This window comes from Brevibacillus nitrificans (assembly GCF_003710965.1).
Taxonomy (GTDB): domain Bacteria; phylum Bacillota; class Bacilli; order Brevibacillales; family Brevibacillaceae; genus Brevibacillus; species Brevibacillus centrosporus.
Window position 1 is genome coordinate 39,857 of record NZ_RHHU01000009.1, and the last position, 12,543, is coordinate 52,399.

Annotated in this window: 14 protein-coding genes and 2 riboswitches; of the genes, 6 read left to right on the forward strand and 8 right to left on the reverse strand. The window is 50.6% G+C overall.

Annotated elements, in window-relative coordinates:
* Positions 1 to 8: 8 nt before the first annotated feature.
* Positions 9 to 167, forward strand: a riboswitch (cyclic di-AMP (ydaO/yuaA leader).
* A gap of 188 nt (positions 168 to 355) precedes the next feature.
* Positions 356 to 2,173: an APC family permease gene (locus EDM59_RS13555; RefSeq protein WP_122924092.1), complete on the forward strand. Its 1,818-nt coding sequence runs from the start codon at positions 356 to 358 to the stop codon at positions 2,171 to 2,173.
* Positions 2,174 to 2,222: 49 nt separating this feature from the next.
* Here the strand turns inward: EDM59_RS13555 and EDM59_RS13560 are convergent, their stop codons facing one another.
* Both EDM59_RS13560 and EDM59_RS13565 read right to left on the reverse strand, forming a co-directional pair.
* Positions 2,223 to 2,891: an LrgB family protein gene (locus EDM59_RS13560; protein ID WP_122924093.1), complete on the reverse strand. Its 669-nt coding sequence runs from the start codon at positions 2,889 to 2,891 to the stop codon at positions 2,223 to 2,225.
* Positions 2,888 to 3,259 (reverse strand): CidA/LrgA family protein, encoded by a 372-nt coding sequence (locus tag EDM59_RS13565; protein ID WP_122924094.1) that lies wholly within the window; start codon positions 3,257 to 3,259, stop codon positions 2,888 to 2,890. The genes EDM59_RS13560 and EDM59_RS13565 overlap by 4 nt, the downstream gene beginning before the upstream one ends.
* A 110-nt stretch (positions 3,260 to 3,369) precedes the next feature.
* Between EDM59_RS13565 and cidR the strand changes: the two genes are divergently transcribed.
* A complete protein-coding gene (cidR, locus tag EDM59_RS13570) occupies positions 3,370 to 4,269 on the forward strand; it encodes a cidABC operon transcriptional activator CidR (RefSeq protein WP_122924095.1) in 900 nt (299 codons plus the stop codon).
* Positions 4,270 to 4,371: 102 nt separating this feature from the next.
* Here cidR and EDM59_RS13575 read toward each other — a convergent pair whose 3' ends face one another.
* Both EDM59_RS13575 and EDM59_RS13580 read right to left on the reverse strand, forming a co-directional pair.
* Positions 4,372 to 5,820 carry an amino acid permease gene (locus EDM59_RS13575; protein ID WP_122924096.1) on the reverse strand — a complete coding sequence of 483 codons (1,449 nt, stop codon included), beginning with the start codon at positions 5,818 to 5,820 and terminating at the stop codon, positions 4,372 to 4,374.
* A gap of 119 nt (positions 5,821 to 5,939) precedes the next feature.
* A riboswitch (Lysine riboswitch) is annotated at positions 5,940 to 6,126 on the reverse strand.
* 93 nt (positions 6,127 to 6,219) lie between these two features.
* Complete coding sequence (locus EDM59_RS13580) at positions 6,220 to 6,714, reverse strand: DinB family protein (protein WP_122924097.1); 495 nt, start codon at positions 6,712 to 6,714, stop codon at positions 6,220 to 6,222.
* Positions 6,715 to 6,890: 176 nt separating this feature from the next.
* Between EDM59_RS13580 and EDM59_RS13585 the strand changes: the two genes are divergently transcribed.
* From EDM59_RS13585 to EDM59_RS13595, 3 genes are all read left to right on the forward strand, one after another.
* Positions 6,891 to 7,448 (forward strand): CGNR zinc finger domain-containing protein, encoded by a 558-nt coding sequence (locus EDM59_RS13585; RefSeq protein WP_122924098.1) that lies wholly within the window; start codon positions 6,891 to 6,893, stop codon positions 7,446 to 7,448.
* A 96-nt stretch (positions 7,449 to 7,544) separates the two neighbouring features.
* Positions 7,545 to 8,729, forward strand: a complete 1,185-nt coding sequence (locus EDM59_RS13590) for an MFS transporter (protein WP_246011038.1) — start codon at positions 7,545 to 7,547, stop codon at positions 8,727 to 8,729.
* Positions 8,730 to 8,841: 112 nt separating this feature from the next.
* Positions 8,842 to 9,603 (forward strand): alpha/beta fold hydrolase, encoded by a 762-nt coding sequence (locus EDM59_RS13595; RefSeq protein ID WP_122924099.1) that lies wholly within the window; start codon positions 8,842 to 8,844, stop codon positions 9,601 to 9,603.
* Here the strand turns inward: EDM59_RS13595 and EDM59_RS13600 are convergent.
* The 3 genes from EDM59_RS13600 to EDM59_RS13610 form a co-directional block, all read right to left on the reverse strand.
* On the reverse strand, positions 9,548 to 9,967 hold the full coding sequence (locus EDM59_RS13600) for a hypothetical protein (RefSeq protein WP_122924100.1): 420 nt from the start codon (positions 9,965 to 9,967) through the stop codon (positions 9,548 to 9,550). The genes EDM59_RS13595 and EDM59_RS13600 overlap by 56 nt on opposite strands.
* 27 nt (positions 9,968 to 9,994) lie before the next feature.
* The gene (locus EDM59_RS13605) at positions 9,995 to 10,519 is read right to left on the reverse strand and encodes an ImmA/IrrE family metallo-endopeptidase (protein ID WP_122924101.1); all 525 of its coding nucleotides are present in this window, start codon (positions 10,517 to 10,519) and stop codon (positions 9,995 to 9,997) included.
* 67 nt (positions 10,520 to 10,586) lie between these two features.
* Positions 10,587 to 11,033 (reverse strand): helix-turn-helix domain-containing protein, encoded by a 447-nt coding sequence (locus EDM59_RS13610; RefSeq protein WP_122924106.1) that lies wholly within the window; start codon positions 11,031 to 11,033, stop codon positions 10,587 to 10,589.
* Positions 11,034 to 11,229: 196 nt separating this feature from the next.
* Between EDM59_RS13610 and EDM59_RS13615 the strand changes: the two genes are divergently transcribed.
* Entirely contained in the window at positions 11,230 to 11,694 is a 465-nt protein-coding gene (locus EDM59_RS13615; RefSeq protein ID WP_122924102.1) for a hypothetical protein, read from the forward strand.
* A gap of 117 nt (positions 11,695 to 11,811) precedes the next feature.
* Here the strand turns inward: EDM59_RS13615 and EDM59_RS13620 are convergent, their stop codons facing one another.
* Positions 11,812 to 12,261, reverse strand: coding sequence for a Dps family protein (locus tag EDM59_RS13620; RefSeq protein WP_122924103.1), 450 nt, complete (start codon positions 12,259 to 12,261; stop codon positions 11,812 to 11,814).
* Positions 12,262 to 12,543: the final 282 nt, after the last annotated feature.

Genomic DNA, 12,543 nt, shown 5'->3' on the forward strand with positions numbered 1-12,543 from the left:
AAATGGAAATAACCGATTCGCTGAGTCCCATTTTTGAATGGGAGCGGGGGAACCAAACGTGGCGGGACTTGTCGTGCCACATGGGGTGAATCTCGAAGATTTCGAGTAGGGTGACTCTTACACCCGAATCCGTCAGCTAACTCCGTAAGCGTACCAAGAGAGGCAACATTTACTTTGTGTATAAATGACATAGCCTAACTTTGCTATGCCCTGAAAGCCAAGTGAGTTTCCTTCTCGTTTGGCTTCTTTTTTGTTCTTTTTTTCGGGAAAAAGGAGGGGATTTAGGAAATATCTGAGGGGAAGCTGTCTACATCAAGAGGAGAAACTATCTGAAAAAGTATGTGAGGAGATCAACATGATAATGGGGTTGAAACGACTTTTAATCGGGAGACCGATGAAGTCAAACGCACTGGGTGAAGAAAAGCTCTCGAAGGTCAAGGCATTAGCCGTTTTGTCATCTGATGCGTTATCTTCTGTAGCCTATGGTACCGAGCAAATTCTGCTTGTGTTAGTTACGCTCGGAGCTGCTGCGCTATGGTATTCCATTCCGATCTCCATTGCGGTCGTAGGACTTTTAACCATTCTAATTTTATCTTACCGCCAGACGATCTTTGCTTATACAACAGGCGGCGGAGCGTATATCGTTGCCAAAGACAACTTTGGCACGTCGACCGGACTGGTGGCTGGCGGCTCGCTGCTCGTCGATTACATTTTGACCGTAGCCGTGAGTACCTCGGCTTCGACAGACGCGATTACTTCAGCGTTTCCGGTATTGCATGATCATCGTGTTCTGATTGCGTTGCTCATGATCATCTCCGTAACGATCCTGAACCTGAGGGGGATCACCGAGTCAGCGACGATTCTGATGTATCCGGTCTATTTGTTTGTCGTCGCGATTTTTCTCTTGATTTTGGGCGGTGCTTATCAATGGATGACGGGCAACGTCCAAGTACATGCACCTGTCTACGGCGCTGCGGTCCCGGGAATTACGCTCTTTCTGCTGCTGCGGGCATTCAGCTCAGGCTGTTCAGCTTTGACCGGCGTAGAAGCGGTATCCAATGCGATTCCCAACTTCCGAAGTCCGGCTCCGAAAAATGCAGCCCTGACCTTGATCATGATGGGGCTGATTCTCGGTGTGATGTTTATGGGCATCAGCTTGCTGGCTTACGTCTTTGGCATCGCTCCCAGCCCGAAGGAAACGGTCGTTTCGCAAATCGCATCCGCTGTCTTTGGCAGAGGGATCCTGTATTATTTTATCCAGGCTGTTACGGCTCTTATCCTGTTCCTGGCAGCGAATACTGCTTTTGCAGCCTTTCCCCTGCTCGCCTTTATGCTGGCCAAAGACCGGTTTATGCCAAACATGTTCATGGTCCGAGGGGATCGGCTCGGCTTCTCCAACGGGATCATTTTTCTCGGCATTCTGTCCGCGATTTTAGTGATATCGTTTGGCGGAGAAACGGAGAATCTGATTCCGCTGTATGCGCTCGGGGTCTTCATCCCATTTACGTTGTCGCAAGCCGGCATGATGAAGCGGTGGGTGACGAAAAAGCCTGCCGGATGGTTGGTTCCTTTTCTCATCAATACGATTGGGATGCTGACTACGCTGACGATCTGCCTGATCTTCCTGATCACGAAATTTTCCCAAGTCTGGACGATCTTCATTTTTCTACCGATCGTGATTTTTATCTTCCGCAAAATCAACGGTCACTATCAGGACTTGGCAAGCGAGCTGAGACTGGACATCACGACCGACAAGCCTCAGGCAAAAGGCAGCGTCATCGTGATTCCGGTGGCGGGTATTTCGCAGGTCGTGAAAAATACCATCAGCTACGCGCAGTCCCTGTCTGATGACATCGTGGCCGTCTACGTGGGCTTCAGCGACGAGGACATCAAAAAGATGGAGGAAAAATGGGAGCTGTGGAATCCAGGAGTACGCCTGATCGTTCTGCGCTCTCATTATCGAAGTATCATCAAGCCGCTGTTCAAGTTCATCGATACCGTGGAGTGGAAGAAAGCCGATACGGATCATGTGACGGTCATGATCCCGCAGTTCATCACAAAGCGTTGGTGGCATAATCTGCTGCATAACCAGACCAGCTTTTTCTTGCGGGCGTATTTGTTTGCCCGGCAGGATGTGAAGATCGCGACCGTACCGTATCGTTTGAAAAAATAGGCAGAAATTGAAAAGAGGCAGTCCCTGCGAAAGGGATTGCCTTTTTCGTTTATACAACGATCGTCGTGACGAGCTGTGTAACCAATGCAGCCAGGATCATGGAAATACTGGAAACCGTTCCCGTCAATGAGCCGATTTCAAAGGCTTTGGACGTCCCTGCCCCATGTGCGCTCGTACCCAGAAGAACTCCGCGGGCGATGTCATCCTGAATGCGCAGATAGGAAATGATGTACGGACCGATCACCGAGCCGAGCAGCCCTGTAATCAGGACGAGGACAGCTGTGATGGAAGGCACTCCGCCGATCATTTCGGAAACATTCATGGCGATCGGTGTAGTGATGGACCGCGGGATCAGACTGAACATGACCTGTTTGTCTACATGCATCAGCAAGGCCAGCAAGGCAGAAGAGACGACAGCGACTGCAGAGCCTGCTGTGACGCTCACTACGATTTGTGAAGCGTGTTTTTTCAACAACGGAAAATGCTTGTAGAGCGGTACTGCGAATGCGATGGTAGCAGGCTGCAGCATGTACGCCAGCCATTTTCCACCTGCGTTATAGGCTTCGTATGCCGTATGAGTGCCGAGGATCAGAAAGACCAGTGCAACAGGCGTGAACAGCAAAGGTGAAAACAACAGAATCGGTTTGTAGCGATAGAGCCTTTTGGCAATCAGATAAAGAACGATAGTGACGAAGAAGCCCAAGATACCGCCGATCATGATTGTGATTGCTCCTTCCGTTTGGCAATGCGCTGTGCCAAAAGACCGCTTGCGGCCATGACGATGGCTGTGCCAATCGCGATGACGATAAAGATTTGAAAGCCTTCATGGAGCATCAGATTTTGGTACGAAATAATTCCTACAGATGGCGGGATGAAAAACAGCAGCAGCTCTGCCAACAGAAAGCTCGCTCCGGCGTCAATCCACTCCAGGCGAATCCACTTCAGCTGCAGCAGGAAAAACACCAGAAACATGCCGATGATACTGCCAGGAATCGCGATGTCGAGCCATTCCACTAGAATGTTCATCAGTATGGAAACGATCACGAAAAATCCAGTTTGTGCCATAATTTTGAGCCATTTTCTCAAGATGTCCCTCTCCCTCTAGGAAAAGTGTACATCGTCCTAAACTATAGGTAAAATGCATATATAGAATTATTCGCATTCACGATATCTATCGTTCAGCGGAGGGGTGTCAGGTGGATATCCGTCATTTGCAATATTTTTTGGAAGTGGCTCGTCACAACAGCTTTACGAAAGCAGCACAAGCCTTGTATATCACCCAGCCGACGATCAGCAAGATGGTCCGAAATCTGGAAGAGGAGATCGGTGTTGAGCTGTTCGAGCGGGTTGGGAAGCGGGTCTCTCTGACCGACGCCGGGTGGGTTCTGTTCTCGCAGGCGGAAGTGATGGTCAAATCGTTCGAAAACATGACGGTTCATATTAACGAGCTGATGGATCTGAAAAGAGGCCGCCTGCGGATCGGACTTCCGCCGATGGTCGGAGCGAGCTTTTTCCCTCAGCTGATCGGACAGTTTTGCGATCAGTATCCAGGGATTCGTCTGGAGCTGTTTGAAGCGGGTTCCCATAAGGTAGAGGCGGATGTGGACGCAGGCATTCTCGATTGCGGAGTGATTCTGCTGCCGGCGAAAGAGGACGTCTTTGACTACTATTCGTTCGTGAACGAAAACATCATGCTGGTTGTGCATCCGTCTCATCCTTTTGCGGATCGGTCCGAGGTGCCGTTCAGCGATTTGGAGGGAGAGCGGTTCCTGCTTTTTCAAGAGGACTTCGCACTTCATAACCGGATCGTGGATGAATGCGTGAGGGCGGGCTTCCATCCCCACGTCGTCTACAAAAGCTCCCAGTGGGATTTTCTCAGTGAAATGGTCGCCGCCCATATCGGGATCACCCTTTTGCCCGAAACGATTTGCAGCGAGCTGGACACCGATCGTTTTCGCATCCTTCCGTTGGTGAATTCCTCGCTCAAATGGCATCTCGGGATGATTTGGCGGAAAAACGCCTACCAGTCCTTTGCCATGCGAGAATGGATCCGCTTTTCGCAGGAGAGCCTGCCTGCTCGCTATACGGCCAAATGATCAAATAAAAAGCTCCTGGTCAACCATTTCAGGGAAGTGGGAGACCGGGAGCTTATTTCATCCAGGAAGAATTTATCAGATTCTTAGCCAGGTTTTCTAATGTTAGTGGGTGTTCTCGTCCATGCTGAAGTCCACTTTCTCGAGGGGAACCAGCTTGGTCTTCTTGCTGAACTTATACACCAGCCAGACTACGAGGAACAAAGGCAAACCGATGTAAGAGACCATAGCGCCGTTCCAGTCGATGGCCTCCCCTGTAAACGCCGTGTAGTTTTGACCGACAATGACTACACAGCAGATGATGAAGGCGAAAATCGGGCCAAACGGGAACCATTTCGCACGGTAAGGAAGCTCGGACAAATCGCGTCCTTGGGCGAGGAGCGCCTTGCGAAAGCGATAATGGCTGACTGCGATTCCGAGCCAGGCGATAAAGCCGGACATCCCGGAGGCATTCAGCAGCCACACGTACACAGCGCCTTCCCCGAAGAGCGAGGATAAAAAGGCGAGTGCCCCGACGAGGGCGGTCACGATCAGCGAGTTGATCGGAACACCGCTGCGGGTTACCTTTGCAAACCATTTGGGAGCCTTGCCTTCTTTGGCGAGGACCCACAGCATTCGGGTCGAGGCGTACATTCCTGAGTTTCCTGCCGACAGGACGGAGGTAAGAATGACTGCATTCATAACCGAAGCAGCGAAAGCAAAGCCTGCCTTTTCAAACACGATGGTAAAAGGACTAATGGCAATATCGGTGATGTCCCCACTGATCAGATTCGGGTTGTCGTACGGTACCAACAATCCAATGATCAGGATCGCCAGGATGTAGAACAGCAGGATGCGCCAGAAGATTTGGCGGATCGCTTTGGGGATGCTGTGAGCCGGATTTTCACTTTCCCCTGCTGCGACACCGACCAGCTCTGTACCTTGAAAAGAGAATCCGGCGATCATGAAGACGCCGAGAATCGCCATGTAGCCGCCGTTAAAAGGCGCTTCTCCTTTGGTAAAGTTGGTGAATCCGACTGCCTGTCCGCCCATGATGCCGAAAATCATCAGCACACCGATGACGATAAAGACGATGACTGTAATGACTTTAATCAGAGCAAACCAATACTCCGACTCACCGAAAGACTTTACGGATAGGGCATTGATAACAAACATGAGGACGAGGAACAGGGCGCTCCAGATAATCGACGGAACATCCGGCAGCCAATACTTCATGATCAGGGCAGCTGCCGACAGCTCGACGGCGATGGTAATCGCCCAGTTGTACCAGTAGTTCCAGCCGAGCGCAAAGCCCAATGACGGATCGACAAAGCGAGTGGCGTACGTACTGAAGGAGCCGGAGACAGGCATAAAGGCTGCCATTTCCCCGAGGCTGGTCATCAGGAAGTACACCATGATGCTGATGGCGATATAGGCTGCCAGAGCTCCGCCAGGACCTGCCGTATGAATAGAGCCGCCGCTCGCGAGAAATAGTCCTGTACCGATGGAACCGCCGATGGCAATCATCGTCAGATGGCGAGCTTTGAGGCCTCGTTGCAATTGATTGTCTGACATTCTTGTGATGCACGACCTTTCTCTGGGGTGTTTGGAGACAGGGAGGACAAAAACAAAAAAACCGCCTCAAAGCCAAAGAATGGCACAGGGCGGTATTAGCCAATCCCCACCATGTCTTCACTGAAGATAGCGCACCACGTTTGCCGGGCAAGCAAACGTGACAGTTCTGTCCCTTTCGAGAACAGACCCAGCCCATGTGCACAGCGATGCACAGTGGACTTCGGCGGTTTTTCCCTCTTCTGTAGTCTTAGATTTCGTCTGAATCTCGTACAGAATACTATAAAAGCCGCGACCTCTATCCTCACCGTGAATGATGAGGATGATTATATGAAATTGATTTATTCATAAACTATATAAAATTTTGCAGCAGGAATCAATTAGAAAAAATCGGGATCGTTTCTACAGGAAGGTTCGCTTTGCAGGCCAGGAGCCTTGCAGCTTGCGGATTTGAATGATTTGTCCCGTGTGAAAGGCATCGTGCAGCATAATGCTCATGACGCTTTGGCTGGCGGGAATGGAAGGCAAAGCTTGATCGAGATCTTGTTCGCTCAAGGAAGCCAGCTTTTCCTGAATCTGACGATGCACAACCTCCATGCGCTGCATTGTTTTTTCCCAAGCCTCTTCGTCCTCGGCACCACCTGAAGGCACAAACGTATCGTCATTGGTTTCTGCCGAAAGGGGAAACTCCGTGCCCAAGAGTCGGTGCAGCAGTCGTTCTTTGAAGAACAGCAGATGACTGACCGTTTCCCAGATCGTGTTCGCTGCTTCGCCGGTTGGTCGCCAGCTTGCCTGGGCAGCCGTCACGCCAGCTAGTGCATCGCGCAAAGGGGGATACCAGTCTTCCTGTTCATACGTATACAGCCAGTTTTGCAATAGCAATTCTTTTCGACTCATTTGTCCATCCTCCTCGTCTGTAAAACAGATTGGTGCAGCGGTATAATAAGGCAAAGAAACAAATGTGTGTAACCTACGAAATATAATTTGGTAGTTACAAATAAAAACATATCATAACCGAATACTGGAAACAAGAGAGAAATCAAGCGTGTGGAAAAGAGATGGGGACTGCAGAAATGGAATGGTTATGCATTGATTTTTTGAATAGTGACTGGCGCGATTGGCGTGGTTCTGGCCGCAGTGAAAACAGGCTGGAGAAGGAGGAATGGGTGGCTGATTTTTTGCAGCAGTGGAATCTGCAGGCGCCTTTGCCTGTCGAGCCAAAAATGGGAGCCAGGCTGCTGAATTTGCGGGAGTGTATGAGACGGATGACGGAGTGCACGGTTCGCGGGGAAGCCGTGGCCCCAGAGGATCTGGAGGCATTCAATCAGGTGCTTGCTCTTGCGCCTTTTTACCCGCGTTTGCAACATGACGAGGGGGGCTATCGTTTGGAAGAGGTGACCCCTGTGAATGGCTGGGAGCTTGTCATGTCTCGAATTGCCCGTTCGTTTGTGGATCTGCTCGTACATGAAGAAGCCAGCCGGATCAAAATATGCGACAATCCTGATTGTCAGTGGATCTTTTTTGATGAGAGCCGCAACCGCGTACGGCGCTGGTGCGACGACAAGATGTGCGGAAACATCATGAAGGTGCGACGGTTTCGTGAACGGCAAAAGGAAAAAGAAAAAGGGTGAGGCGCAGCTGCGTTTCGCCTGAAGATAGACCTTGTTTTCAGACTATTAAAATATCTCGTGCTATACTCGCTAAAAAGATTTCTCAGGGAGGCTCCGATGAACCAACGCGTGCTCTGGCTGCTATCGATCGCTCAGTTTCTGTCCATGCAAGTCTGGTTTAACTTTTCTGCCATTATGCCTCTCGTTCAAGAGCAGTGGCAGCTCTCCTCCACACAGTCTGGGATCATCGTTGCGACCTTTCATCTGGGCTATGTGCTTGCCGTTATTTTTTACAGCTTTGCCAGTGATAAGTACAACCCAAAATATTCGTTTGCCTACGGCTCATTGGTGGCGGGAATCAGCGGGCTGCTGTTTGCGGCCTTTGCAGAAGGCTTTTGGTCGGCGATGATTTTACGCCTGCTCTCAGGGATCGGGATTGCAGGTGTGTACGTGCCAGGGATGAAGATGGTGGCACAGCTGTCCCCGCCAGCTTCGCGTGGAAAAGCGATGGGGATCTTTGTGGGCTCCCTCGTGGTTGGATCGGGATTTTCTTTGTTTGTCTCGGGCGTTCTGCAAAATGCATGGGGCTGGCAAGGGGTCATCCTGGTCACCTCTTGCGCTTCGATTCTGTCGTGTGCCTTGATCCTGGTGTCAAAAATACCGGTTGTGTCGCTTTCCTCGACGCCTGTGACGCTTGCCCTGCTTAAAAAAATAGTGGCCAAAAAGAACTTGCTGGTCAACTTCGGCTATGCGGGTCACTGCTGGGAGCTCTATGCCATGTGGGCGTGGATCGGACCGTTTATGGTCTATTTTTACCAGCAGAAGGGGATCGCTGATGCGCTTACCTGGGGGAACCTCAGTGCTTCGAGCATCGTGATGATCGGCGGGATCGCCACCTATTTCGGAGGAATGCTTTCCGATCGCTGGGGGAATGTACGAGCCATCCGTCTGTTTATTTTGCTCAGCATTGCTTGCTCCTTTTCGATCGGGTGGATGCTCCTTGCTCCCATCTGGCTGGTTGTCGCGGTTGCCTTGCTCTACGGCTTTACGATTATCGCCGACTCTCCGATCTACAATAAGGCGATCGCGGATATTACCGACCCGGAGGTACTCGGCGTGGCACTCGGGGTGCAATCCGTTTTGGGCTTCAGCTTTACGATTATCTCGCCAGCTGTTTTTGGGTTGTTTCTCGATCACGGCAATTGGGGGGTGGCCTTCACCGTCATTGCGCTCGGCACATTGATTACCCCTTTCTGTATGCGCGCTTTGCAAGCCGCCGAGGTGCCTCTGGAAAGAAGCTGATCGGATCGTCATTTCAGCAAAAAGCACGCTTCAAAGGAAAATGGGCACATGATGACCCAAATTGAGACATAATAAAAAGCAAATGGTATGGGATCGGAAATGAGGTGACAGCGTGGGGCGTTATCGCAAAAGGTGGCTGCAGGGCTTTGTTCTCGTCGTACTGATCGCCGCCTGTGCAGCTATCTGGTATTTGCGGCCTTACCCGCCTGATCAGGCAGCCAAGTCGGCGATGCAGGGGGGAGAAGGTATCACGGTCATCGACACAGGGGATTGGTTGGTCTTTGAAGGCGGGGAGACACGCGAGCCGGGCATTATTCTTTATCCGGGAGCCTTGATAAAGCCTGAGAGCTACGCCCCTCTCGCTCGGTCGCTTGCGGGAGACGGCTATCGCGTATTCATCGCCAGGATGCCGCTGAATCTGGCCGTGAGTGACGCAGAGAGGGCCAATCAAGTGCTGAAGGCCTATCCGCATCAGTCGTTCGTGATCGGGGGACATTCCCTCGGAGGTGTCATGGCTGCACGCTATGCCGTGAATCATCAAGATCGTATCGCGGGCGTCTTTTTTCTGGCAGCTTATCCGGATAAAAAAGGGGATTTGAAGGAAAGCGGGATTCCTGTGCTTTCCTTGCTGGGTTCGCGGGATGGTGTCGTCGATCGGCAGGCGTACGAAGCGGCCAAGAGCTTCCTGCCAGATAGCACGAGCTACATGAGCATCGAAGGGGGAAACCACTCCCAGTTTGGCAGCTATGGCTTTCAGGAGGGCGATCAGCCTGCCGCGATTACGCCACAGGAGCAGTGGCAGCAAACCGTAGCGGTAATCAAGGAATGGCTGCAGACGGCGGTCCATCTTCCCGAGGAAGAATTCCCGAGATAACGCCGACGATCCGTATGTTTTCCGAAGGCAGAATGAGAGGAGAATCTTCTTTGCGGGTCGTAGTGAAGCAGCACTCCACCGGGTTGACATCAGCTGCGATCCGAACGAGAAATTGCCCCTCCTGACGAACCAGCACAGGCCTGCCAATGATGGGTTCCAGCGAGTAGTCGCTGATCAAGAGAGCATTGCCCGGGAGAATTCCGATTCCTGCAAGTCCATGATCACGCATGATGAGAGCAAATCGAGCGGTATGGTAGCTGGCTACGCGCAGGAAGGGCAAGAGGGATAGCTCTTCGTCAGATTCCAGATCCATCTCAAAAAAATGCGAGCTGTAAGCATCGCCTGCAATAAATACGTGTTTCAACAAAAAAGCCTCCTTCTATAACAACGCCTACCAGAAAACAGGCAAACCCTTTGCATGCAGACGTGACAAGACGCGATCAAACCGGCAGCGGGCAAGCGGCAGCGGAACCTGAAAGCGCTCTGCCAAATACGCGGGAGCTTGATAGCGGTTGCACTCAGCAAGCAGGGGAGGAATCATGAAAAGGGGGAGCAGCAAATGTTCGGCGAAGTGATTGGCTTGCGACTCCTGCCAGTCGATCATCCAGGCATGGCTGTGGGGCTGAACTCCTACATGGAGCAGCAAATGTCCCAGCTCATGGGCAATTTTTACGCGCTTGTGAGTGTGATCAAGGCGCTCGTCAACCGCAATGACATAACGATCGGCAATCGACGGGTGAGCATGCGCTCTGCTGCGGCCGTCCAGCTCCCAAATCTCGATCCCGTAGGTGGAACAGAGACGATGCAAATCGATCTGCTCCGGCTCTTCTATCCCGAGGTGCTGCAGCAGCAGGTAGACGCGACTTTCCAGCCACGTTTTTGGCTCACCCATTTCCTGTAGAATCGCAGCAAGCATCTGAAACCTCCTGTATCTTCGGAACGTACGTTCTGTTTTGGGTAGAAAAGAAAACCCCGTCCTGGGGTTATTTTTTTTTCAAGTTTTCCGTGATGTCGAACAAGGAAGGAGAGCGATCTTCCTTGACATGGCGAACCTTCCATTGCTTTTTCAGATCGTACCAATAGCGGCGAATTTCCTTTTTCTCCTCTTCAGAAGCTTCTAAATAGCCATCTAAAAAGTAATAATCATCAGGATCGTCAATTTTTTCCTGCAACAGCTCGTCCAACGAACGTTTTTCTCCAGAATCCGAAGCAGGAATCGAGGCTGGGGAAGCTACGTCCGTGCGACCCAATAGCCAATCGGTTGTGACGTTTAGGATGTCCGCTAAGTGTCGCAGCATGTCATTGGGAGGGGTACTGTGGTTGTTCTCGTAGTTGCTGATCGTCCCTTTTGTCGTGCAGACATGTTCTGCCAACTCTTCCTGGGTGAGACCTTTTGCCTTACGGGCTGTGCGTAAGCGCTGGGATAACATGGAATGTTGCCAGTCCTTTCTGTGGATATACAAGAATATTGTACTCATTTGCGCGAAAAAAGAAAAGGCAGGATTCCAAATGATTCGACTAGGAATTATCTGAATTTCGCCATTTTCAAGCAGCTCCTAATATATTATCATTGAGTATAATTCCACGAATATCTACACTTACACGCAAAGGGGAAAAAATTACGCGATGTTTAACGAGCGGAAAGCGTTGCAGATGACTTTGCAATCCTTGCTGGAACAACGTACGGTACTGCGCCGGCAGTATGTGGATCAGGATAAGCAGCTAGGAACGGACATCAAACAGATCTTAATTCGAATCCGGGAGTTGGATGGCCAGGAAGGAATGGTGGGCAGTGAGGATGCCGAGGAAGAGGCAGCCACTGCAGCAGATGAAATCCCTGTGGAACTGACGAGAAGAATGAAAATAAGAAAAGCTCACATACGGCATAACTATCTCGAAGTAGCGCAGCACATCGAGGACTTGCTGCGGGAGTCGATGATGCCGATGTCATTGGTGGAGCTTTGTGATGAATTGAAAAAGCGACATGAGGTAGACTTTGCAAGTCCGTACATAGGTGTCCAGAAGTCGCTGAAATATTTACCTCAAGTGAAAATTGAGAAGGATGGTCGAAAACTGACCTTCTCTTTGTAAGTAAAAAAGGGCAACGTGCAAACCGCACGAGCCCTTTTTCTATTTGAAAATATTCCCCTTTAAAGGCTCAGGCAGAGGGAGGAGGATCTGCCCGAGCCGTAATGGTTGTCAGTTAAGTTATTGCAAGAAAGCTTTCAGCATCCAGATATGTTTTTGCAGGCTGCTCGAGATGGCGAGGAGCATGTCGGAGGTCGCTTCGTCGCCGGCTTCTTCTGCAGATGCCATCGCATCCTTCAGCTCGTCCACCAGAAGGGTGAAATCTTGAACAACGCTTGTGACCATCTGCTCGGCGGTCTCGTTACCGGCAGCTTCGGCGATACTTGCCGTCTGCAAACAAGCAGACAGGGTTGCGACCGGTTTTCCACCGATGCCGAGGACGCGCTCGGCCAGCGTATCGAGGTTGGCACTTGCCTCGTTGTAAAGCTCTTCAAATTTTTGATGTAGGGTAAAGAAATGTGGTCCTTTTACATTCCAGTGAAAGTTGTGCAGCTTTGTATACAGAACAGTCCAGTTTGCGACTTGTTTGTTCAGGACAGTGGAGATGTTTACTTCAACAGTTGTTTTCATATTAGAATCTCTCCTTTTTTATAATTATTATTTATTAATACTTATTATAAACTAATGCCGAACAATGTCAACCCGCCTAGAGAAGATCATTGAAAAAAAACAGGCTACTGAGAGAGGACAAACATACAAACAAGATGCGGTTTTTTTCGTATGAATATTAGTGATTACACAGGAGGAGGTTGGCAGTATGTTGAACATCGATGAACGCGATGAAGAAGAGTACGAAGAAGCCGAAGCAGAAGAAGAGGTAGAAGAAGAGGAAGAAGACGAAGAAGGCGACGA